18 protein-coding genes and 1 pseudogene are annotated in these 23,519 nt (G+C 40.7%); 8 read left to right on the top strand and 11 right to left on the bottom strand.

Going from position 1 to position 23,519, the window contains the following annotated elements:
* Positions 1–317 precede the first annotated feature (317 nt).
* The 4 genes from G4P69_RS24780 to G4P69_RS24765 all read left to right on the top strand — a co-directional run bounded on the left by G4P69_RS24780 (position 318) and on the right by G4P69_RS24765 (position 5,141).
* A complete protein-coding gene (locus G4P69_RS24780; RefSeq protein ID WP_208351935.1) occupies positions 318–2,012 on the top strand; it encodes an ABC-F family ATP-binding cassette domain-containing protein in 1,695 nt (564 codons plus the stop codon).
* A 246-nt stretch (positions 2,013–2,258) separates the two neighbouring features.
* Entirely contained in the window at positions 2,259–3,857 is a 1,599-nt protein-coding gene (gpmI, locus tag G4P69_RS24775) for a 2,3-bisphosphoglycerate-independent phosphoglycerate mutase (RefSeq protein ID WP_208351939.1), read from the top strand.
* 145 nt (positions 3,858–4,002) lie between these two features.
* Positions 4,003–4,719: a GDSL-type esterase/lipase family protein gene (locus tag G4P69_RS24770; protein ID WP_208351933.1), complete on the top strand. Its 717-nt coding sequence runs from the start codon at positions 4,003–4,005 to the stop codon at positions 4,717–4,719.
* Entirely contained in the window at positions 4,716–5,141 is a 426-nt protein-coding gene (locus tag G4P69_RS24765) for a hypothetical protein (protein ID WP_208351924.1), read from the top strand. Before G4P69_RS24770 ends, G4P69_RS24765 begins: the two co-directional genes overlap by 4 nt.
* Before the next feature lie 38 nt (positions 5,142–5,179).
* On the opposite strand, the gene G4P69_RS24760 is transcribed toward G4P69_RS24765, so the two are convergent.
* From G4P69_RS24760 to G4P69_RS24745, 4 genes are all read right to left on the bottom strand, one after another.
* Positions 5,180–6,853, bottom strand: a complete 1,674-nt coding sequence (locus G4P69_RS24760) for a right-handed parallel beta-helix repeat-containing protein (protein WP_208351921.1) — start codon at positions 6,851–6,853, stop codon at positions 5,180–5,182.
* Positions 6,854–6,867: 14 nt separating this feature from the next.
* On the bottom strand, positions 6,868–8,085 hold the full coding sequence (locus G4P69_RS24755) for a hypothetical protein (protein ID WP_208351918.1): 1,218 nt from the start codon (positions 8,083–8,085) through the stop codon (positions 6,868–6,870).
* A 14-nt stretch (positions 8,086–8,099) separates the two neighbouring features.
* Entirely contained in the window at positions 8,100–8,984 is an 885-nt protein-coding gene (locus tag G4P69_RS24750; RefSeq protein WP_208351917.1) for a vWA domain-containing protein, read from the bottom strand.
* Between the two features lie 495 nt (positions 8,985–9,479).
* The gene (locus G4P69_RS24745) at positions 9,480–9,791 is read right to left on the bottom strand and encodes a hypothetical protein (RefSeq protein ID WP_208342440.1); all 312 of its coding nucleotides are present in this window, start codon (positions 9,789–9,791) and stop codon (positions 9,480–9,482) included.
* A gap of 369 nt (positions 9,792–10,160) precedes the next feature.
* On the opposite strand from G4P69_RS24745, the gene G4P69_RS24740 reads away from it, so the two are divergent.
* Entirely contained in the window at positions 10,161–10,547 is a 387-nt protein-coding gene (locus G4P69_RS24740; protein ID WP_208342442.1) for a hypothetical protein, read from the top strand.
* Between the two features lie 41 nt (positions 10,548–10,588).
* On the opposite strand, the gene G4P69_RS24735 is transcribed toward G4P69_RS24740, so the two are convergent.
* On the bottom strand, positions 10,589–11,278 hold the full coding sequence (locus tag G4P69_RS24735) for a LuxR C-terminal-related transcriptional regulator (RefSeq protein ID WP_208342444.1): 690 nt from the start codon (positions 11,276–11,278) through the stop codon (positions 10,589–10,591).
* Positions 11,279–11,374: 96 nt separating this feature from the next.
* On the opposite strand from G4P69_RS24735, the gene G4P69_RS24730 reads away from it, so the two are divergent.
* Together G4P69_RS24730 and G4P69_RS24725 are read left to right on the top strand one after the other, a co-directional pair.
* Positions 11,375–12,208, top strand: coding sequence for a sulfurtransferase (locus G4P69_RS24730; RefSeq protein WP_208342446.1), 834 nt, complete (start codon positions 11,375–11,377; stop codon positions 12,206–12,208).
* Complete coding sequence (locus G4P69_RS24725) at positions 12,156–12,989, top strand: hypothetical protein (protein ID WP_310834520.1); 834 nt, start codon at positions 12,156–12,158, stop codon at positions 12,987–12,989. The genes G4P69_RS24730 and G4P69_RS24725 overlap by 53 nt, the downstream gene beginning before the upstream one ends.
* A 143-nt stretch (positions 12,990–13,132) precedes the next feature.
* Here the strand turns inward: G4P69_RS24725 and G4P69_RS24720 are convergent.
* The 4 genes and pseudogenes from G4P69_RS24720 to G4P69_RS24700 all read right to left on the bottom strand — a co-directional run bounded on the left by G4P69_RS24720 (position 13,133) and on the right by G4P69_RS24700 (position 20,385).
* A pseudogene (locus tag G4P69_RS24720) lies at positions 13,133–14,995 on the bottom strand (FHA domain-containing protein).
* A gap of 118 nt (positions 14,996–15,113) precedes the next feature.
* A complete protein-coding gene (locus G4P69_RS24715) occupies positions 15,114–15,611 on the bottom strand; it encodes an FHA domain-containing protein (RefSeq protein ID WP_208342448.1) in 498 nt (165 codons plus the stop codon).
* Positions 15,612–15,649: 38 nt separating this feature from the next.
* Positions 15,650–16,954 carry a protein kinase domain-containing protein gene (locus G4P69_RS40040; protein WP_279605191.1) on the bottom strand — a complete coding sequence of 435 codons (1,305 nt, stop codon included), beginning with the start codon at positions 16,952–16,954 and terminating at the stop codon, positions 15,650–15,652.
* 962 nt (positions 16,955–17,916) lie between these two features.
* A complete protein-coding gene (locus G4P69_RS24700) occupies positions 17,917–20,385 on the bottom strand; it encodes an ATP-dependent Clp protease ATP-binding subunit (protein WP_208342449.1) in 2,469 nt (822 codons plus the stop codon).
* 405 nt (positions 20,386–20,790) lie between these two features.
* Between G4P69_RS24700 and G4P69_RS24695 the strand changes: the two genes are divergently transcribed.
* Entirely contained in the window at positions 20,791–21,087 is a 297-nt protein-coding gene (locus tag G4P69_RS24695) for a DUF3288 family protein (RefSeq protein ID WP_208342450.1), read from the top strand.
* 152 nt (positions 21,088–21,239) lie between these two features.
* On the opposite strand, the gene G4P69_RS24690 is transcribed toward G4P69_RS24695, so the two are convergent.
* Together G4P69_RS24690 and G4P69_RS24685 are read right to left on the bottom strand one after the other, a co-directional pair.
* Positions 21,240–22,664: an MlaD family protein gene (locus G4P69_RS24690; protein WP_208342455.1), complete on the bottom strand. Its 1,425-nt coding sequence runs from the start codon at positions 22,662–22,664 to the stop codon at positions 21,240–21,242.
* Between the two features lie 72 nt (positions 22,665–22,736).
* Positions 22,737–23,519: an ABC transporter ATP-binding protein gene (locus tag G4P69_RS24685; RefSeq protein WP_208342457.1), complete on the bottom strand. Its 783-nt coding sequence runs from the start codon at positions 23,517–23,519 to the stop codon at positions 22,737–22,739.

Below are 23,519 nucleotides of genomic sequence, written 5' to 3'. Positions count from 1 at the left end.
AAAAATAATAACGTCTTGGTTAATGTTAGGTATCGAGAAGGAACGTTGCGGATGGATGCGGGAATGCGGAGAAAGATATATTCTAGTTGGTTTGCGTAACCATGAAGAAGCAAACAGGAACGTACAAAATTTAACAATAGCACCAGGGAAATTGACAATTATGCCCCATGCCCCATGCCCTATGCCCCATGCCCCATGCCCCATGCCCCATGCCCCATGCCCATTTTTCCCCAACATTTGTAGTTAAATTTTGTTACGATTAACATAGAGCTAGCATTTCTGCCTTCCCTATCTATCACCTACTTCGGAGACACCTGATGCTGCGACTTGAACATATTAGTAAAATTTACCCTACAGGTGAAGTCCTCAAGGATGTCAACTGGGAAGTCAAACCAGGCGATCGCATTGGTTTGGTGGGTGTAAACGGCGCTGGAAAATCGACCCAACTTAAAATTATCACAGGAGAAATAGAACCTACTTCTGGTGAAGTTATTCGTCCTGCAAGCTTACACATAGCATACCTCAATCAAGAGTTTGAAGTAGATCCCCTTCGGACTGTAAAAGAAGAATTGTGGCGTGCCTTTGGTGAAGCCAATAAAGTTAATGAAGCATTGACACAAGTCCATCGCGAAATGGAAACTGCAACACCAGAGGAGTTAGACAAACTGATCCACACAATGGATCGGCTTCAGCGCTCCTTTGAAGCTTTGGACGGATACGGCTTAGAAGCCCAGATCGACAAACTCTTACCAGAAGTTGGATTCGATCTGGGCGATGGAGATCGCCTCGTTAGCGCTTTTAGCGGTGGTTGGCAGATGCGGATGAGTTTAGGAAAAATCCTGCTGCAAAAACCTGACTTATTGTTACTGGACGAACCGACAAACCACTTAGATTTAGAAACTATTGAGTGGTTAGAAAATTATCTCAAAGGGCTAAGTACTCCCATGGTCATAGTTTCTCATGACCGTGAGTTTCTGGATCGCCTCTGTACTCAAATAGTCGAAACCGAACGTGGGGTTTCTACTTCATATCTAGGTAACTACTCAGCATACTTACAACAGAAAGCTGAAAACCAGTCCGCTCAACTGAGTGCTTACGAACGCCAACAAAAAGAATTAGAAAAGCAACAAGCGTTTGTTGACAGATTTCGCGCTAGTGCTACCCGTAGTACTCAAGCAAAGAGCCGAGAGAAACAATTAGAAAAAATTGAGCGTATTGAAGCCCCTACGGCTGGGGTAAGAACTTTACACTTCCGTTTTCCCCCTGCACCCCGTAGTGGACGTGAGGTGGTGATAATTAAAGACTTAACCCATATCTACGACGATAAAGTGTTATTTTTGGGTGCAAATCTTTTAATCGAAAGAGGCGATCGCATCGCTTTTATCGCGCCTAACGGAGCTGGTAAATCCACTTTGTTACGCTTAATTATGGGGATCGAGGAACCAACAGAAGGGCTCGTCAATTTAGGCGAACACAGTGTTATTCCAGGCTATTTTGAACAAAACCAGGCAGAAGCTTTGGATTTGAAAAAAACAGTCATGGAAACTATTCATGACGAGGTTCCAGATTGGAAGAATGAAGAAGTTCGCACTCTATTAGGAAAGTTTCTCTTTAGTGGAGATACTGTTTTTAAAGCAGTTTCAGCACTAAGTGGTGGCGAAAAAGCACGTCTGGCGTTAGCAAAGATGCTATTATGCCCTGCGAATTTGTTGATTATAGATGAGCCCACGAACCATCTCGATATTCCCGCTAAAGAAATGCTAGAAGAAGCCATACAAAACTACGATGGCACGGTGCTTGTGGTTTCCCACGACCGGTATTTTATCTCTCAGGTTGCCAATAAAATTGTAGAAATTCGAGATGGTGAGTTCCGCGTTTATCTCGGTGATTATCATTACTATCTAGACAAACTTGAAGAAGAAAAAGAACAGGTAAGGTTAGCAGCAATAGCTGCTGAGAAAGCCGCAAAGAAAGCAGCAAAAGCCGCCAAAGCTAGTGCCAAACGAAAATAAAAGAGGAGTCAGGAGACAGAATTCAGTAGTCAGAATATCTCACCCATAAAGGGATGGTGTATTCTAAGTTCTGAGTTCTGAGTTCTGAATTCTTTTTATTCTCACTTCTGTCGACTGACCTCACAAATTCTGCTTGACAAACTTAATAAATTGTAATGAAACAAGTGGATGAGCAAAAATCCACTTGCAGAAGTTCTTAGCAATGGTATCATTCAAGTATTACAAAAAGTAAAAGGCAGTTTTGTTATGACCAAAGCACCTGTTTCTCCCGTGGTGCTAGTCATTTTAGACGGATGGGGCTACTGCGAGGAGATAGATGGAAATGCGATCGCCGCAGCTAACACTCCGGTGATGGAAAGTCTATGGACGGCTTATCCCCATACCCTCATCCGCACATCGGGAAAAGCTGTGGGTTTGCCAGAGGGTCAAATGGGGAACTCTGAGGTTGGTCATCTAAATATTGGCGCTGGACGAGTTGTACCACAAGAACTGGTACGCATCACAGATGCAGTAGAAGATGGCTCGATCCTCGGAAATCCAGCACTTGTCAAAATTTGCCAGGAAGTGCTTAGTCGTAATGGCAAGCTGCATCTAGTAGGGCTTTGCTCTGAGGGTGGTGTACACTCTCATCTTAGTCACCTGTTTGGCTTACTGAACCTAGCAAAGTCGCAAAATATTACATCTGTCTGTATACACGCAATTACCGATGGTCGCGACACTAGCCCAAAAGAAGGTCTAAAAGCGATAGGGCAGATTCAAGATTATATAGACCGCATAGGAATAGGGCAAATTGTCACCCTTAGTGGTCGCTACTATGCGATGGATCGAGATCGACGCTGGGATCGGGTCAAACGAGCTTATGACGTGATGACACAAGATAGCTCTGGTAACGGTCTTTCGGCATTGCAAGTCATACAAGCATCTTATGCAGAAGATGTAACTGATGAGTTTATTGTCCCAGTTAGAATTGCTCCAGGTGCAGTAGAACCTGGAGATGGCATTATATTTTTTAACTTCCGCCCAGATCGTGCTAGGCAGCTTACCCAAGCTTTGATTAGTTCAGAGTTTAAGGGTTTCACAAGAGACCAAATAACGCCGCTTTCTTTTGTTACTTTTACTCAATACGACCCAGACTTACCAGTTGGGGTTGCCTTTGAGCCCCAGAATCTTAGTAACATTCTGGGAGAAGTCATCGCTAAGCATGGTTTAAAACAGCTTCGGACTGCGGAAACAGAAAAATACGCCCACGTCACTTACTTCTTTAATGGTGGGTTAGAAGATCCTTTTCCCGGAGAAGACCGAGAATTGGTTAATAGTCCAATGGTGGCGACTTACGATAATGCACCTGCAATGTCAGCAGCGGCAGTTACAGATGTGGCGATCGCCGCTGTTGAAAAGCGTATTTACTCTCTAATTGTAATAAACTATGCCAACCCAGATATGGTGGGACATACTGGGAACATGGAAGCTACAGTTCAAGCACTAGAAACAGTTGATAAATATTTGGGTAACCTGCTTGCTAGCATTAGCAAGGTTGGGGGAACAACAATTATCACTGCTGATCATGGCAATGCTGAGTTTATGCGAGATCATGACGGTAATCCTTGGACAGCTCACACCACTAATCCAGTTCCTTTGATCCTTGTAGAAGGAGAAAAGGTCAAAATCCCTGGACATGGTACAAATGTTGTACTACGCAGCGATGGAAAGTTAGCTGATATCGCGCCTACAATTCTGGATATTTTACAGTTACCAATTCCTGTGGAAATGACAGGGCGATCGCTGTTACAATCAGCTGAGTATGAAGTTCAAATTCCTCGCAGACCTGTACAGGTCGGTCTTTGAGATAGCAATCAAATCTTTGCTCTGATGCTGTCTCAGTAGATTAAAATCAATGTGTTTTTACTGTAAACCCCTGGTGAAAATCTAGGGGTTTACTGCTATGTTTTGATAGAATTTTGTAAAGATAAAAAAATTAACATTTTATAAGATGCAGGCACTGGAAAAACATTCTGTCAAAGAAAAGTCAGTTGTATCCAATCTTCGTCAGCCCTTAAAGATTGTCGCTTTGGGAGATAGCTTAGTCTATGGCTTCGGCGATCCAGAAGGAGGAGGATGGGTTGAACAACTGCGGCGATGGTGGATGTTACCTGATAGTGCAGGTCATATCATATATAATTTGGGCGTACGGGGCGATCGCACTCACCAAGTCGCAGAAAGACTAGAAGTTGAATTTCGTCATCGAGGTGAATTGCGAAATCGTGTTCCTGACTTAATTATTCTTTCAGTCGGGGTGAACGACTCAGCAAGGGTAGGTCGTCCGAATGGGAAAAATTATACAGATTTTAAAACTTTTGAATCCCAGATAACTTCTTTACTAGAACGAGCACAACAACTTTGTCCTGTACTCTTTGTCGGTATGGTTCCCGTTGATGAAGCGAAAATGCCGTTTCTAGATTGCTTGTATTACAACCATACAGACCAGTACTGTTATAAAGAAGCTACTAAACTTGCTTGTGTTAAGCGAGAGATTCCATATCTCGATATTTTCCAACAATGGATGGATCGCGGTGAGACTTGGAGGCTTAAGCGCATGAGTAACGATGGGCTGCACCCGAATACGCTAGGATATAAAGCTTTATTAGAAGATGTTATCAATTGGGATGCTCTTGCTCCCTATAATTTTAATATTCAAAATCTCGTATGACGCCAACTTTATTTGGTCGCTGGCAAACTCGACTATTACTACTTTTAACCGTAGGCGTTGCGGTGTCCATACCGTTTGCGACGGGTTTAATTGCTTCCAGTCCTGGCATAGTTTATTTTGAGATACTTGCCTATGTTGCTATCTTTGGCTTAGCCTGGGATATAGTTTATAATCAACTCCAAAAGTATCGTTGGGATAGGGATTGGCCTGCAATTTACCAGTTATTTGCAGGTATTTGGGAAATGGTATTTGTTTGGCTTGGGGTCGGAGTTTTTCATCTCTTACCTGTTCCCCAAGAAGTTCCCATCAAAGTTTTTTTGGTTCACTATAGTATCGTGTGGATAGCAGTTTTTATCGCTTCCCAAAGCGTGATGCGTATTCTATTTCCCCATTGGCGTTTTCGCGGTGGTCGATGGTTGTGAAGCAATGGCTCAGTTTACCTGCATTGGTTGCTCGTTGATCACCGATTGTTATGGCGCGTAAACTTACAGAATGCTGCGACGAACAGCGAACCCTTCCCATTATTAGTTAAATCGCAGTTCTCTGCTGTTCCTTTACCTCTTTCAACTACCCGCACACCATATGAGCCATTCCCACTAATTCGACTACCTTGAATGCGAAGTTCTGCTCCACTAGTAATATGAACCCCATCATATTCATTCATGATGATATTGCATCCTTCCACTATTCCCCGAGCACTCTTCCGTATTAAGAGACCAAAGTATTTCCCATGATGAATTTGACAGTTACGGATGACAGGTTTGGCTGTCGAACCGTGAATATGTATACAGGAATGGTCAGAAGTAATGTCACAGTTTTCTAACAGCAGTTCCCCAAAGGGAATATCTACGCCAGCAAAATTTTTTTCTCCAGTCCGACAACGTAGGGTTAAACCACGCACTTCAGCATAATCAGCACCCATTAAGATACATGATGAGTTTATACTCTCAATAATAATTTCCTCGACCGAGCCAATACCAACGATTTGAACGGGCTTATCAATAATAAGGCTCTCCTGATAAATTCCTGCTGGAACCAGGATAGTATCACCGGGCTTAGCATTACGAATAGCCTCGTTAATAGTTGTTGGAATTAACAACCGCTTTTTTAGCTGTTTAGGCAGGTTGCTAATAATACTTTCTGGCACAACTTTCAGTACAGTAGTGCGCTCGATATCAAACATCCACTTTAGTATCGGAGGGCTCGTCGAAGAAGGAGCAACAGATAGAGGACGAGGGAGAGCAACGGGGATAGGAGGAATAACTTGCTCTATCTGTAGTACCTGACTTACTTCCTTAAAACAAGCAGATTGCAGAGCCTTAACACCTTTGACAACATCCTGATTAGCCAGCAATTTAAGTTCTGCAAATACTTGAGAATTTTGAGGTTGTCGAAAGTCATTGCGGCGAAAAAGAATGTTTTGACCATTATCAAACGTAGTCCATAACTGTGGTTGCTCACTTAAAGCTTTAATGGCAGTATAGATAGCCAAAGCAGAAAAATTATCGATATCGAGACTAAAATCCTCTCTTGTTCGTTTCGGATGTTGATAATCGGGATTACCAACTTCCAAGCCCAGTGTTCCGGTTAAAGGCGGAACAAACATCCCATCATAATCAATCAACTTGAGCTTGTCACCCACTACTAGGACGTTGCTATCGGATAAATCACCGTGAGCAATTCTCATTTGTTTCAAGTCTTTTACCAGGCACAGCCAACGGTCAGCTAATTGCTTTAAAGCAATTGAATTTCTTAGAATACTTTGAATATATTCTCTCAGGGTCTTTCCCTCAACCCACTCCATTTTAATAATTGGGTACCACTGTTTATTAACCTTAATTCCTACTTGCTGAAATTCAAAGTTAACGAAATAAGAACTATTGTGTTTTTTTAAATACTTGCTAATTATTTCATAACGAATTTTACGTTCTGGTTGATTGTGCTGAAAACAGCGTATTGCCCATTTACGAGTGCCACAATCTATTTTATAAACAATGGCAAATCCCCCAGTACAGGCACGTGGCAATCCATTTGAAGTCATCACTGGCACACCCCGTCGCAACTCAGGGTCATTAAAACGGGTATTAGGATTTTGAATAGCTATTTGGTAATCTCTAATTTTTGGCCACGGCATAATGTTTGCATTTTTTAGTGAATATCAATACTAATGAGAGTCACATCGTCATTGCGTATTTCCTTGTTGTCTCTCAACGTAGAAATCCACTCCTTAAACTGTTCTTGTTTTTGAGAGTTAAGTTCACTGAGAAATTCTAAAGCTGTTGTGTTATGTTTCTCGCACTGATTCAAAAACCAACAAGCTAGAGCATCAGTCATTAAATAAAATCTGTCTCCTTTTTGCCAGTAGTCTTCTTTCTTTACTTCTACCGCTTTTACTTTTACTGCATGAAGAATCTCATGATTCCGAGAAGGATTACTAGATATAAGTAAAGGAGTATTATTAAATTTAGCAGAAGAAGACACGGGGAAAGGATATATTAATTTGTTATCTCGTACTTGGAATAAGCAACTATCACCTAATGCAACTGCTATCCATTTTCCTGACATGTTATCAGTATCTTCGAATTCTTCCCGATTTAGTGATGCTTGTTCAAAGACTTTCTTTTGTCTCTCTGCAACAGAAATTGAGGGTTGTTCTGATGTGAGATCGCTTGGTTGTATGTTCGATTCTGAAACAGGACTAATTGCTTCAGTCATTTCATCAGATTTGGGTATTTCTGGTGAATTCACAGACTCGTTTGTGCTATTTTTTTCTGATAAATTTCCTGATTCTGTGTTTGGCTCTGAAACAGGATTAATTGCTTTAGTCATTTCATCAGATTTGGGTATTTCTGGTGAATTCACAGACTCGTTTGTGCTATTTTCTTGTGATGTACAATTTCCTGATTCTGTCTTTGGTATTTCTTCTGAATTAACGAACTGATCTACAACTTTTTCTAAAGTTGGTTCAGGCTCTATGAATTTTAGAAACAAGAAAGTTGAAAATGCCCCCTTTTTCAAACCTGGCTCTTCATACCACTTAATTGGTTTTTTTCTTTCTTTTCTTTCTTGAAAATATTTCTCTGTCCACTCTTTCCATTTTTTATAGGCTATGTTAAGAGATTCCTCAAGAAAAGTTTCTGATAAATATTTTGATTGATTGTCGTTAACTTCATACTGCTGCAAGCAGTCCAAAAGAATACGAGCCCAATGTTTACTTAGTAAACTCTTACTGGCACCATCTGCAATTCCAAAACACAAGTGCTTCTCTTGCTGATCAATGGTTTCTTGAGGAAAGAAAGCATCTTCATACTCTTCATCTTTATTTCCTGCTTTTGGAAGATGAAAAGTTGCATAATAAATCCTCATTTTTTCCTCGAATCTTAGCGTGGAAGACAACTATTTTCTGTTTGAGTCCCAATATCTAACAAGTCGATCACAGTATCTACCTTGGCATTATAAACAAAACCCCGTGAATTTTCAGATAAGTTGTATTTCAGAATTTCTGCATAATTTCTCATTTCCGCTGGAAACTGACTAGACATCTCAAAAAGAGTACGAGCTAAGTCATCAGGTAAATTTCGCTTAGTATCTGGAAACAAGATCTCATTACCTTTTTTTTTCGCAAGGTGACAGTTAAATAGCAAAACGTTACCATCACTACTAGAAAGATCTTTTAATGATTGCGCAGGAATAGTAGGATCACCATCAGTTGCTCTACCATCAGTAATGTTGATAACTATAGGTGGATAGCAGTTGGGGTGTTCTTGCAACCAGTTTTCTATAATTGAGTGAGCCAACTGCAATGCTTCACACATTCGAGTTTGGTCACCTTCTGCAACTGGCAAAAACCAAATTGGGTATTTGTATATTTCTCCTTCATCAGTTGTGCGCTCCTCAATATGATATGTTTTCTCTGCAAGTTCACTAATTGGAACGAGTTTTTTACCTGCTAAATCACCTATAAATGCAGGAGCAACAGAGTGATTGTAACCAATGACACCAACGTAAAAATAATCTCGAATCCCTTCTTCTTGTGCACAATTATTTGCTAAACTGTATAAAAAATCATTTATTTTTTCTGAAAGCTCCTGAGATGCAGTTTTTCCTTCAGCCTCGTGAGTGTAAAGTATTCCATCTATGACTTTTGGTAGGTCTAATGCAGTCATGTTAGTTGGATCTAATACCGACTGCATAGAACCTGACTGATCGAGTAAACATAAAAAACAAGTAGGGTTTCTACGGCTAATTTCTGCTTGATAAGGCATGTTTTACTCTCCAATATATTTATATGTAAAGAAATTTACCGAAGTGTAACCGTTGGAAATCTACAATCACCCTGCATTGGTGCTGTCTGGTACATTGTTACCAGATATCTCCAGTAATTTTAGCAGAAATCAAAATCTTTCACCTATCTCAGTATCAGGCAATGAGCTACCGTCTCTTTAGATCTGGGTGCTTACAAAAATGTTTTTTACGATAAATTATAACATTTTAGGACTTACGCACTATACAAATCCGACATCATGTGTATTAACAGATAATGGCTGTTTCAAACGTACGTGTAGGGGCGCAAGGCCTTGCGCCCCTACAATGGACGGTAATACCCTCATTTGTGAAAAAATCGTCGGTGGAGGCGTTATTAATTCCTACCCCATATCTGATGATTTCTGTCAATGCGTAAGTCCTACATTTTATAAAAAAATAACTATTTCAAGCCTAATAAAGCTCACCATATTACTGGTAGAACGAGCAAAAGAGATTTAATCGTGATCGTCGTCATCGTCGTCATCGTTATCGTGGTCATCATGTTTAGCTTTATCTGTAGCAGCAGGCGATCGCGATCGCAACACTTGAGAATTTGTTGATCTCCCAGACGTAGTTACACCAGAGACAGCAGGCGGTGTTGATGTTTGGAGTTTTGATGAATGATCTTCCAAAGGTTTTTTGAATGCAAAGAACCCCAGAGCAGCTGAGATGAGGGTGACAACGGCTGCTAAAGTTCTTGCAATAGCTTCAAATTGTTTAGACCGGATCTCCATCTTTGTATAATGGCTCTCATCTTTAGGGCTCATTCCTAATCCTCCTGTCTTGCAATAAGTTAAGAGTTTATCTTAATGACATAAAAGTTGAACTATCTTGAGATAGAGCTTTGGAAAAAGCCAAAAATAGAGGAATTCTGTATTACAGAAAAATTAATAAATATAAAAGGCAAAAAACCAGATAAAAATCTGTTTTTTTAGATTGTCAATGCGTAAGTCCTAATCTTGCAGTGTGGGTTCATCCCCACTTCGGTAATAAAGTAGGGAGCAAGATGCTCCCACTACCATCTTTTTTGCAAAGTTGAGAAGCTGCGAATATCAGTGCTTTTACTGTACCAATCTTTAGGAGCAAGAAAGTAGAAAAGAATTAACAAATTTTATTTTGCTAATCAGTATTGTTTTATGAAATTTTTATCTAAAGTTTCGATAGTTTTAACTTCTTCTTTGGGTTTATTTTCAATTAATTTTGCTTTTTCTCTACCTGCACAAGCGTCAGTCGTCTGTGAACCTGGTACAATTAATAACTATCAAAATGGTTCCTTGGCAACTTGTATTCTTGCAAGAGATACAACCGTGCAGGTTTATAGCCCCACTGCCGGATCATCTAATTTTGAGTGCCAAGCTGAAAAATCTATATCTTTTGATGATAAGGCAAACTTTAAAAGTTGCCAGCTTGCACAGGAAATTAAACTTAGAAAAGGTAACTTGATTGAAACTTGTCCGGCACAATATAAAGTATATGTTTCAGTTTCAAATAACGGTATTCAATCCATTAGCTGTAGTCCTTAAGTTTAGAGGTGTCAAAATAGCCATTGATGAATAACCTCTATTTAATATTTTGTTGTATAAAGCTGGGCAACCATTTCGGCACGAGATGAAACTTCAAGTTTACGAAAAATTCGCTTTAAAGCTTGCTTGACAGAATTCTCTGTAATCCAAAGTTCCTTGCCAATTTGTGCGTTGGTTCTTCCTAGGGCGACTAATTCAGCAATTTGTAATTCACGAGGCGTTAAGCGATCGCTCTTTTCGATCCCTTTTTGTAACTTTCCTTCACAAACATTTTGTGAACGCACTGTTGCAGCCCAAGTAGATAAATGTAAACAGATAGCACTCAAATCGGCTAGATTTTGTGAGTCAAACGCTGGCATTGACTGTTCACGAGTACAGCCCACAACACCAACTAATTTACCACGACTGACGATTGGTCCTGCCATTACATGCCAATGATCGGGGCGGGGACAAATCATAGTCCAAATCTTGGGTGATACTACCAACCCTTCGTGAACTGGCGCATGGCGTTCCACTAAGTAACGTACAACTGGATTATGTTCTATTGATAGTCCAATTTGCAATGTTTTTTGAAGCTTGCTGTCTTTGAAAGGCAATTGATCGAAGAAAAAAATTCCGTAGCGTTTAACAACAAAATACTCGTTGATTTTTGGCAAGACTTGCGATCGCAGCTCTTGTTCATCCTGCGCTTGGTTGATTGCTCCAAATAAAAACTGCAAGGAAATTGCCATAGTCATACTGGGCAAAAGTGTACTCGTTCGAGGACTGGGCGAAAGCAATGCGCCTCTTCTAATCTTAGCTTTAGTCCAAATCGCGTAACACAACCTATGCTCGAATATACTCATCCCGAGGTTTTAGTCGATACCGAATGGCTAATGAATCATCTTAACAATCCCACTGTGCGTGTGATTGAAGTTGATATGAGTCCGGAACCCTACAAAAATTCTCACATTCCTGGTGCTGTTTTCTGGAATATTCTTACAGATCTGCTATTACCAGACCTCAGGCTAAATTTAGAAGCGACTGCTATCGAAAAACTACTTTCGAGATCGGGGATTTCCAATGAAACGACTGTGATTGCTTATGGTAGTTATCCAGGTATAGGAGCTTGGATCTTCTGGATTTTGAAAATGATTGGACATGAAAAGGTGTATGTTCTTAATGGTGGGTATTCGAAATGGGCGGCTGAGGGTCGTCCACTAGCAGCAGAGTTGTCAAGCTTCCCACCCAGTCTGTACCGAGCGAAATCACCTGATCCTAATTTACGAGTTCCACAGGTAGAAGTTCAAGCATCTCTTGATCGACCAGACTGTGTGTTACTGGATGCACGTACCCCTGAAGAATATCGTGGTGAAGTATTCATGATTAAGCCACCAGAAGGGAGGGAACGAGCAGGACATATTCCGGGTGCTGTCCATGTTGATCACTCCCTCACCCTAAATGAAGATGGAACTTTTAAGTCAGCCTCTCAGTTGCATTCTCTCTACAGTAGTCAGGGTATCACTCCTGATAAAGAAATATTCCCTTACTGTGCAATTGGTGGACGCTCTGGATATACCTGGTTTGTTTTGAGATATTTACTGGGGTACCCCAAGGTACGAAATTACGATGGCTCGTGGAATGAATGGAGCCGTCTACCTGATGTACCGATTGAGCAGTAATATTAAAATATCGTTCGTAGTTGCGCTGTCTTCGCTAAAGCGAGCCAGTGCGTTGGACGGGTTTCCCGGCTTAAAGCAACTGGCGGTGCAACTACAAACCAAAAAACTAGAAATTTATGAAACGCTGTACTCAGTTATTCTAGAACCAGGAATTGAGAATCAAGATATGCCTTATAGTCAATTCACGACTATTGGAAAAGTTAAACAGGCTTTTGGGATCGAGGTAGTTGAAGGGAAACGCTTTTTACCTGAAGTAGAACCAATCACACCATCTGATACTTTACTGAACTACTTGGAGCAAACATTGCCTTTGGCGATCGCCGTAAGTACAGAAAAAGCTAGATCAGAAGGAATCATTGCCCCTATCTTGGTGGAAGTCCGTAGTATTCTCAATAAACGGGTCAGCCTCTTTTCTGGTGAAGAGTTCAACGTAGATGAGAGTGTCGGACTAAATGGGGTGTGCGATTTCCTATTTAGTGGTTCATCAGAACAAATGGAAATAGAAGCCCCAGTTTTGATACTTGTCGAAGCAAAGAAGGGAGATCTGAAAGTTGGTATTGGTCAGTGTGTTGCTGAGATGATTGCTGCACAAAGATTCAACAAGGACAAAGGAGGGTTGATTAAAGTAATCTACGGTTCGGTAACAAATGGAACTTCGTGGCGATTTATGCGCTTGGTAGATCTGACTGTAGAAATTGACTTTATGGATTATTCAGTTCCACCTCCAGATCAAGTTCTTGGTTTTTTGGTGTGGATGATTCAAAATTCAACAAATTATTGAATATCCTATACTGTTACAGTAATACTCATTTCATCTTAAACTGAACTTCTCTCGTAACAAGGATCTGTCAGAAGCAATTAAATTCAGCTATAGACATAGTGTTCCAGTTAATCGTAAATCCTTTACCTATCAAGTTTTTGGGTTTACGGTGACTCATTAAACACCCACTTCAACCATTGTATAAAAGATGAGAGTACGTTTAAGGACTTTACTCCAGGCGCACCAACAGAAGCTAGATTATCCACTGATTGTAGAGCAGCGTACTGTAAACCGAGGAAACTGTCAACTGGTGCATAGGAACCACCAAAAGTAATAGTTCCTGCTGCATACATTCGACCTTGACCATTAAGCATCTGTTCCAACTCAAAATGATTGTCTACGTCTAATCGACCAGACTGATTCAACGGGAGGTTATAACGTTTTACTAAATCCTTTAACAAAGGACTTGTTTCTACTTCGGCATCAAGTCCAGTTGCATCGATAATAAAGTCAGCTTGTAATATTAACTGTCCAAAGTCTTTTTCTTGAATATAAGTAATGGTGCGATTTTGGGAATCGCGTTCTACTTCTCGTACTTTACCAAATTCAATTTTATACCAGCCTTCTCTTAAACCTTGGTCAATAATGCGCTGCCAGTAACGACGATGAGCAGTGGTTGTACCTCCCCACTGTGACTTTTATAATAAGTTCTCACGTCTTTTAGGAATGGCTTTTTCTAGCATTTCCTTCAATTCTCCACCCCAACAGGCTTTAGGCCAGTTAAATGGTTGAAGTTCGCAATGATTTTTAACTAAGCGTTGCGTTTTATCGAATTTATTACCTTGAGGTTTAGGCGATTGCATCAAATGCAAAACGGTGATATTTTGATTTCGCTGTCGTGCCTCATAAAGCCGTTGTATAATGCGGGAAGAGACAATCCCCCTTCCTCGAATTAATACTTTACCACCCTGTCGCTCTAACTGCTCATAGACATGATTGTGAGGTTCATAAGCATTTACCACAGATTTAAAATCTAGATATTTTTTTCGATAAGCTTGTAGATCTAATAGCAACTCAATTCCTGGATAACCTGTTGCCAAATGTAAATAACAAGCAACTAAAAAAGCATAATTTCCTTTTCCACGAGAATATGCTAGGCAATATCTGTTATCATCAGTTTTGCGTATTGCCCGCACTCCCCCAAATCGATAAATTTGCTCCCATCCAATCCGCTTTGCCTCCCGATCTATAGAGTCAAAAATATTTCCTGCGCAAGGAGTATAAGTTTCGGCAAATGTAGGTTCAGCAAAGACTTGCCACAAATATCTCAAGGATTTGTGAAGCTCACCTTTAGTAAAATACTGCCAAGCTTCTCGCCAAGCATAACTAGGGAAGCCCCAAATGTTATCAGGACAAGAGTCACAATTAGAGCGGAGTCTTTCGAATAAGCGAATTTGCGAATTCAAGCACAGATCCTTGTAATGTCCATAAGGCTTTTCTTGTATTCCCAGTGCTACAATTTTGGTTTTCTGCACACCACAAATTCTCAGAAAATCTACCCAAATAAAGCTACCAAGTCCCGCCCCAATAGTGGCATAATCACACTCGTCCACGCTGTAACCTGTAGCATATAGCGCTTGTACCCGAACTTTGATCTCCTGAAACACTGGTGGTGGAAAATTACTACTGAGCGGTGTTGCACGTATTGTGAGAGTGATTCTATAGGAGCCAATTTGTAAAGTATCACCGTCAGATAGAGGAAAAGGTTTTTGAGGTTCACACCTATCACTGTTAACGAGGGTACAGTTAGTACTATTTTGGTCAATAACTACCAATTGGTTATGTTCCCGCTTAATGAGAGCATGGTAACGAGAGACTTTGTCACTGCTAAGTATTATGCGAGAAACACGCTCTCCCCCAATCTCTGATGGCATTTGGTCACATTCTCTCCCAAAGGCAATTGGTACATTCAACCGTGGTTCTCTTCGTTCTCCCGTTGCTGGATCTTCCCAAGTTAATTGAATCATTGTTAAGGGATGGAGGGTTGGATGGTTCTACTAACAACTAACAAAATTACTGGTACAACACGGTGGAAATAAAGCTAGTATTTTGCAAATAGGTAAAAAGCTTGCAGTATAAAAGTTCTTACTTTTTTCTGATTTGACTAGGTTGTACTAAAACAGTGAATGCTCCTGATAAAAAGGTTCCGCACCAAGGACAGCTAGCTCTCAGATATTCAATAGGGGAAACTTCATGACATTTTGGACATTCTAAACCAGAAACACCTTGCTGTTGTAGGCTCCTGGCAGATGGAATAGAAATAGCTACAACTTTGAGTTCTTGTTGTCCCAAATAAAAAACGCTACCTTCTGTTAAAGCGAATTCACCTTGAATCAGTTCTCTTCCATCTACCAGGGGGATATTGTAATCTCGCAGATTCCTGATAAAAAATTTCTGCTCAGATGAATGAAAATAGATTTCAACATGCAGACGTGATACAGTAGGTTCATTTAGAACAATGTCGCATTGGTATGGATCACGACCGATACGAATCGTTCCTTGATTTTTGCTTGGTTGTTGTTCGTAAATTTGCTGAGTTTTGTCTTCGCCTGCATCGTGCCACTGTAAAGTTAGTGCGTTCATCGTTCTAACTCCGTAACTTTTATTACTTGATTGGCGTTCTAGTATAATTCTTCTTCTTTGTGGGTTTCGATAGTGACATCAGAAATTGGATAGGCGACACAGGTCAATACATACCCAGCTTCTAATTGGTCATCACATAGGAATGACTGATCAGACTGATCCACAACACCCGATATAACTTTACCAGTACAGGTAGAACAAGCACCAGCGCGGCAAGAGAAGGGTAAATCAAGACCAGCTTCTTCAGCTACGTCTAGAATATATTCATCACCTGGTACGTCAATAGTTTGGTTTAGACCTTCAGCTTCGTTGATGAGTGTCACTCTGTAAGTTCCGTAACTGCGTGGAGGGGGATTGACAGAAGTTACAGAAATAGGAGTAGTGGGTACAGAAATAGGAGTAGTGGGTACAGAAATAGGAGTAGTGGGTACAGAAATAGATCGGTGACGAATAATAATTGTGGGAGCTATCTTCAACGCTTGTATCACTTCTTTTGCTGTTTGATAGCGACGTTTCACAGCCCCTGAAACCATCTTGTCTAAAACTTGTGCCAAATTATTGCTTACAGGAGTGCGCAAGTAATTTCTCCAGACCCACTCACCTTCCATGATATCAAATAAGTCAAATGGCGATTTTATCGTTAGAAGATGTAAACAAGTGACACCAAGACTATAGATATCACTGGCAAAAGATGCTTTCCCCAATGCTTGCTCTGGTGATGCATAACCTTGTGTTCCAATAGCAGTCCCTGTGACTGCTAAAGCTGTTCTGGTGATAGTTTTAGCTGCGCCAAAATCAACTAAAACTAGCTCACCATTACTACGCTGGATGATATTTTCTGGTTTAATGTCTCGGTGAATGACTTTTTTGGAATGGATGAATTCCAACACTGGCAGCAAGCTATTTAGTAAACTGATGATCTTGTCTTCAGTGAAAGTCCCGTTTTGCTTTATTTCATTCGCTAAATTCTGTCCCTCAATAAACTCTTGTACCAAATATTGTTGGCTCTGCTGAGAGAAATATGCCAGTAGTTCCGGAATTTGACGATGATTGCGACCTAATTCATCCAAGTGTGCTGCTTCTACTTTAAATAACTTCTCTGCTTCAGCAATATTGTTGGTACCTTGTGCTTGAGGGAACAATTGCTTGATGACGCAGTTAGGTTGAGAAGGTTTATGTTCATCAATAGCTAAGAAAGTTCTCCCAAATCCACCTTGTCCGATCTGCTTGATAGCCCGATATCGGTCTGCCAATAATAGTTTAGAGCCACAAGTTGTACAAAATTTTGTGTCACGACGGTTTATGATTGGGGAAGTGCAATTGGGATTGAGACAGTAAGTCATGGGATGTGTTCCTGTAATAACTTCTGGCTAAGCTAGAGAAAGAAGTGCGATTCTGTAGAAGAAGAAACGTCGTTGGTTTTTAACGATTTCTACCAAAGTATTATTAAATTCCATTAAATATACTGAATACAAAACTTAAAGCAAAAAGCCCACAAAAATCATGGTGTTCTGGCTTCAATAACAAAACCGAACATCCATCACTATGTTTTGGGTAACGCTCATGCGCTCTACCCAACAGTCGCTACGATTTTCTTTAACTGAATCGGAAATTCCTTCTGTTAAAATCCAGACGGATATAAATATACTACAATTCTTATTTTAAAATAAAGGGGTTTGATTGCTAACAAAGTAAGTCAGTGGGCGAGAATTATAAGCTGATGTGTAGCTAAACTGTACAACATGAAAAGATAAAATCATTGTAGTGCGGGCATCCTGCCCGCGCTTTTATATTAGAAATTAAATGCGTAACAGCTTACGACTGTACGTTCGCTTATTTTGAGATCCAAACGGGAATTAAAGCCTTAATGTAAAAGGAAAAAGGGAGTTTTTACGTAAATCAGTATTTTTATGTAAAATTTATTACCGCTCCAAAAGGCTTTCAGAGGCGCTTATTTAAGCCGTAGGCATAGGATAAATCATAAAATGACCAAAAGCTCCTATGGGACTAAAAATGCCTGAATCCATTCCACAGCCTGAATTACAACCCCTGTAAGGCTTAATTAAATCTTGCGGTTAAAAATGAGCGAACGTACAGTTACGAACTGTGTGAAGTTTTGTAAAACAGCTTGGAAGGTTTGTAGTTGGACGTTAGTGCGCTAAAGCGCAACTACAAACCAAGGATATTGTTTGTGCCGATCTACTTAGACTGAATACAAAACTTAAGGTAAAAAGCTTATAAAAGAAGGTGTTCTGCATCCAGAACACCTTCTTGATTACTCATCAACAGTTAACAGGATCGTGTGTTATAAAACTGACCCTGCATTCGCCAGTAATAACTCCCGTTGCTCTGGCTTACGTACTACCACCTGACCATCATCGTCAAGATCAACAATAGCAGTACTGCCTTCTGTGATTTGACCAGATAGCATTGCTTCAGCCAAAGAATCTTCCAAGAGGTTCATAATCGCCCGACGTAATGGTCTAGCACCATAGCTGGGGTTATAACCTTCTTGTACCACACGGTCTTTGAAGCTTTCGGTTACTTCTAAAGTGATTCCTTTTTCTGTTAAGCGGCTCTTCACTTCACGAAGCATGATCTCAGCAATTTGCTTGATTTCATCTTTCTTCAGTTGAGTGAAGACGATCATGTCATCGATACGGTTCAGGAACTCTGGACGGAAATAAGCCTTTAGTTCCTCATTTACAAGTGTACGAATTCGGTTGTAACTAGCTTCAGCTTCATCGGCTGAGAATTGGAAGCCTAGACCACCACCACCTTTTTCTATTACCTTAGAACCGATGTTAGAAGTCATAATTAACAGTGTGTTTTTAAAGTCCACTGTTCGACCTTTCGCATCAGTTAGGCGACCATCGTCCAACATTTGCAGGAGCATGTTGAATACATCAGGGTGGGCTTTTTCGATTTCATCGAATAGCACCACTGTGTATGGTCTGCGTCGCACAGCCTCGGTAAGTTGCCCACCTTCGTCGTAGCCTACGTAACCAGGAGGTGAACCAATGAGTTTGGAGACGGTGTGGCGTTCCATGAATTCGGACATATCCAGGCGAATCATCGCGTCTTCTGCGCCGAAGAAGTAGGAAGCCAATGCTTTTGCTAATTCTGTTTTACCTACTCCAGTGGGACCAGAAAAGATAAAGCTAGCAATAGGACGGTTGGGATGTTTTAACCCAACACGAGCGCGACGGATTGCTCTGGAAACAGCAGTGACCGCTTGCTCCTGACCAATAAGGCGCTGGTGAAGAGTGTCTTCTAGGTGTAAGAGCAGTTCTGACTCAGATTCAGTCAGCTTGTTAACTGGTACACCTGTCCAAGAGGCGACGATCTGAGCAATGTCTTCTTCATCTACGATGGGAGCATTGACAGATTGCTCGTTTTGTGATGGAGCTTGTAATTGTTTTTCAAGCTCCAACTCGCGATCGCGCAATTGTCCAGCTTTGTCGAAATCTTGGACTTGAACTGCTAGGTTTTTAGTTTTGCCGACTTGTGCTAGTTCTCGCTTCAGTTCTTTGTTAGTAGAATTCATAGAACTACGCAAACGAACGCGAGAGCCTGCTTCATCGATCAAGTCAATTGCTTTATCGGGCAAGAAGCGATCGCTAATGTAGCGATCTGATAAATTAGCTGCTGCAACAAGTGCGGCATCAGAGATTTGTACTTTGTGGTGTTGCTCATAAGCTGAGCGCAAGCCATGTAAAATCTGGATTGTTTCTTCTACCGATGGTTCGCCTACCATAATCGGTTGGAAACGACGCTCCAGGGCTGCATCTCGCTCAATGTGTTGACGATACTCGTCAAGAGTTGTAGCTCCTATGCACTGAAGTTCACCCCGTGCTAATGCTGGTTTAAGGATGTTGGCTGCATCCATACCACCTTCTGTGCCACCAGCACCAACTAAGGTGTGGAGTTCATCTATCACTAGGATGATATTTCCCTCAGTGCGGATCTCCTCCATAATTTTCTTGAGGCGTTCTTCAAAATCGCCGCGAAAGCGAGTTCCTGACACTACAGCCCCCATATCGAGGCTGATAACTTGCTTGTTTTGTAAAATGTCGGGAATATCTTGGTTAATAATACGTTGTGCTAGACCTTCCGCGATCGCTGTTTTACCAACACCTGGTTCTCCAATCAATACAGGGTTGTTTTTTGTACGGCGTCCAAGAATCTGAACAGCGCGTTCTATTTCTTTCTCACGACCGACTACAGGATCAAGCTTACCTTCTGCTGCTAGCTTGGTAAGATTTCTACCAAATTCCTCTATGGTTAGCGTTTGATTACGTCTTTGTTGACCACCACGGTTACCAACGCCAACAGATGATAGTTCTCCTAACTGACGAATTACTAAAGTTCGGACTTGTGATAATTCCAGTCCTAGATTTTGCAGTACTTTAGCGGCGACGCCTTCGCCAGCCTCTGTTAATCCTAAGAGTAAGTGTTCAGTACCAATATAAGTGTGTCCCATAGTCCGAGCTTCTTTGAAAGATTGCTCGAATAAACCTTTAACCTTAGGGGTAAACGGGATTTCTGATGGTACAAAGCCAGAACCCCGACCAATAATTTTTTCAACTTCGCGACGAGCTTCTTTGAGGGTAACGCCCAAGTCTGTCAACACTTTGGCAGCAACCCCTGTTCCTTCTCCAATTAAACCTAGGAGAATTTGCTCAGTTCCAACAAAGTTGTGTCCCAGGCGACGTGCTTCCTCCTGGGCTAGCATAACTACTTTAATTGCTTCGGAAGTGAAATGTTCAAACATACCGGGTTATTGCTCCCTTACAGCTTGGGCTTTGGGTGATATAACGTTCACCCTCACCTGAAATTTATTTTTAACTTTTCTTAAGAACAATGTATCTTTCATCAAAACCTTGTGGCAGTAGGGAGAGCCGTAAGATTGAAGGTGTGGTTGCCGTCTTTTTTGATTAAGTGACTTAGAATGATATATCTCCCTTATAGACCGAGTTTAACAGAGTTTAGAGAATGTTCATAGCATCCCCTAAACTTTACAGGAGCATCCCCATTTTGCAAAAAAATGGTAGTGCGAGCCGCAAAGCTCCCTACTTTATGACCGAAGCGAGCATCCTGCGCGCACTACAAAATAAAATAAATTCACACATTTGGGATGATCCCCAATTTTACCGGAATTAACTAAAACTCAGAACCTATGGCTGAAGCATCAGGAAGTAAAGACCAACAACATCCCCTTTACAATCGTGATTACCCGTTAGTTAACAATTTATTAAGTCAACAGCCCACCGACTATAACTTAGCAGAGCTTGCTAGACTAAAAATTCGCTATAAAGGTTTTCCTGGTGCAAGAGATATTCAACAAACCTTAGATAAAATCTTGCAGCAGTGGGGTCTTACAGAAGAACAACTTTACGAAAAAACTCGCCAGATTCATAACTCTGGGAGAATTTACACAAGCCGTGGCAAAAAAGAAGAAGAAGATTGGAATTAGTTCAGTTATCAGTTATCAGTTATCAGTTATCAGTCAAGAATAAGTCTTTATCAGAAGTTATGAGTATAATTATTGGTTTAAAACCTCCTACCGTTATCAGTTATTTCCTGGTAACTGAGAACTGTTCACTGGTTACTGTTCACTGTATTAAGCTACTTTTGCTGCTTTTTTGAAGCTTCATACTCCCGCAATTGCTTTAACAGCTTTTCTTGAGATGGAGAAGAAGTAAAAATAATTGTGCTTGGTTGAGACTCTTTGTCAAGATTTTTTGATGCTGTAGAAGACAAGTCAAATGTCATCTTTGTTGGCGTTTCCTTTGAGGCTGGAACTGTGGAATTTTGGTTAGAAATTATTGCAGCTTTTAAAGCATCTAAATCAGCAGCTACTTGTGATTGTTGCTGCATCTGCTGCGTAGAAGAGACCAAAGATTTAAGACCATTCACAAGTTGTCGCAAATTTTCTCGAAAGGTGGGGTCGCCAGTCAATTCGTCTAAATCGGAGGTAATTTTTTGAGTGTTTTGAAACGTTACTCTTGCTGAATCTAAGGTTTGCTGTACTACCATCAAATTTTTTGGTTCGTTGAGAGTATTTGTGACATTACGCAAATTACTAGATGCCTGTGCAGCATTTGCAGAAAGAGCTTCTAGATTTTTTAGTAATTCTCCTTTTGTGACACGATTGACTGCAGGTGATAAGCTACTAACAGTTGAGCGCAATTCCTCACTAGTTTGCTTAACATTGTTCAAAGTTGTAACTAGAGAAGAACGATTATTTACCAATAAATTATCCAAGTTGCTAATTAGCTTGTTGGCTTGATTAACTGTTAAACGAACATCCTTTGCAGTGGTACCGAATTCATTGGTCGTAGTAGTGATTTGATTTAAGGCTCGAGTGCTGGATGCACTCAGTTCATTTGTCGCTCGTTGAATTGAATTGTTAGTAGCTGAAAAGCCGTTGATTTGTTGTTGAAGGTTTTTCGTTAAAAGATTGACGTTGCGAGTTAATTCCGCAACATTACCAGCTGCCAACGCAGTGTTTTCTACAGCTTTATTGACATTCCTATAAAATTCTGGGGTGCTGTATCTACTTGATAGTTCAGTTGCGGAGCGAATAAGTTCATCAGTACTGATCCCAATTCGACCTTTTAAGTGAGATCCATTACAGACAATAATTTGGGGATTACAATTTTCGTCTAATGGTTTACCAGCAAGTTTTCCATCAAATAACGAGGTTTTTGGTGTAATATCGATTATTGTTTCTCCACTGATAAATCCGGTTTGATTAGCTTCAACAATCACATCTTTAGGTATGATCAAGTTTGGTTTGTTAATGTCAATTTCTACTTCAACATGATTTGGTTGTGGTCGAATAGCAGCAATATTGCCTACCTTAACACCACGATACTGAACAACTGCCCCTTTTTGCATTCCGTTAACGTTGCCAAATTCAATAATGGCTTTGTATGAGTTCCGAGTGACGGAGAATCTATTGATCCACAGGATGATAGATCCAAAAACTCCCAGTCCTAATAGGAGTAATAATCCTACAGAGCCTTCTCGAAATGTTCGCGATCGCATTTTTTTTACTCCCCTAAGAATTTTAGATTTCAGATTTTAGATTTTGTCTTTAATCCAAAATCCAAAATTGTCCTAACCCACCACATGAATTGGTCCTTGTACACTTCCACTAATAAACTGTTGAATCAGAGGGTTGTCGGTAGTGTCAATTTCGCTGACAGAACCCTGCCATTGCACTTTACCTTTATATAGAAAAACAATCCTCCGGGCTGTCCGATGAATTGTACTATGTTGATGGGTAACAATGGCATATGTATTACAAATTCCTGTTGTACAATGCAACTGCTGAATTAAATTTTCGATCACCGTCGAAGCAATAGGATCAAGTCCTGCTGTAGGTTCATCGTATAGTAAAATCTCTGGTGCTTTCTCAGGATTATCGGGGTTGGACATAATGGCGCGAGCAAAACTGACTCGTTTGCGCATACCTCCAGATAGTTCAGCAGGGTAGCGATCGCCTGTTCCCCTCAAACCTACCATTTCCAACTTTTCATGCACTAGTTCTCTAATTCGCGATCGCGATAATTTCGTATCTTGAAAAAGTGAAAACCCCACATTCTCCTCCACCGTTAAAGAATCAAATAGCGCCGCCTGTTGAAAAACCATCCCAATGCCAATAGAATTACCGTAATCTTCAATCAAACCCTCTCTCCGTCGCCCTTGTAAATAAATTTCCCCAGCATCGGGAGCATCTAACCCAGCTATAATACGTAAAATTGTTGATTTACCAGTCCCGCTAGGACCAATAATTCCCAATGCCTCTCCTCGATTAATCGTTAAATCTACATTGTCTAAAACCTTATTGCTATCAAAGGACTTAGAAACGCCTTTCAGTTCAATCAATGCTTCAGTCAT

This window comes from Aetokthonos hydrillicola CCALA 1050 (genome assembly GCF_017591665.1).
Lineage (GTDB): Bacteria > Cyanobacteriota > Cyanobacteriia > Cyanobacteriales > Nostocaceae > Aetokthonos > Aetokthonos hydrillicola.
The sequence above is the reverse complement of the archived record's forward strand: the minus strand, read 5'-3'. Positions and strand labels throughout refer to the sequence as shown.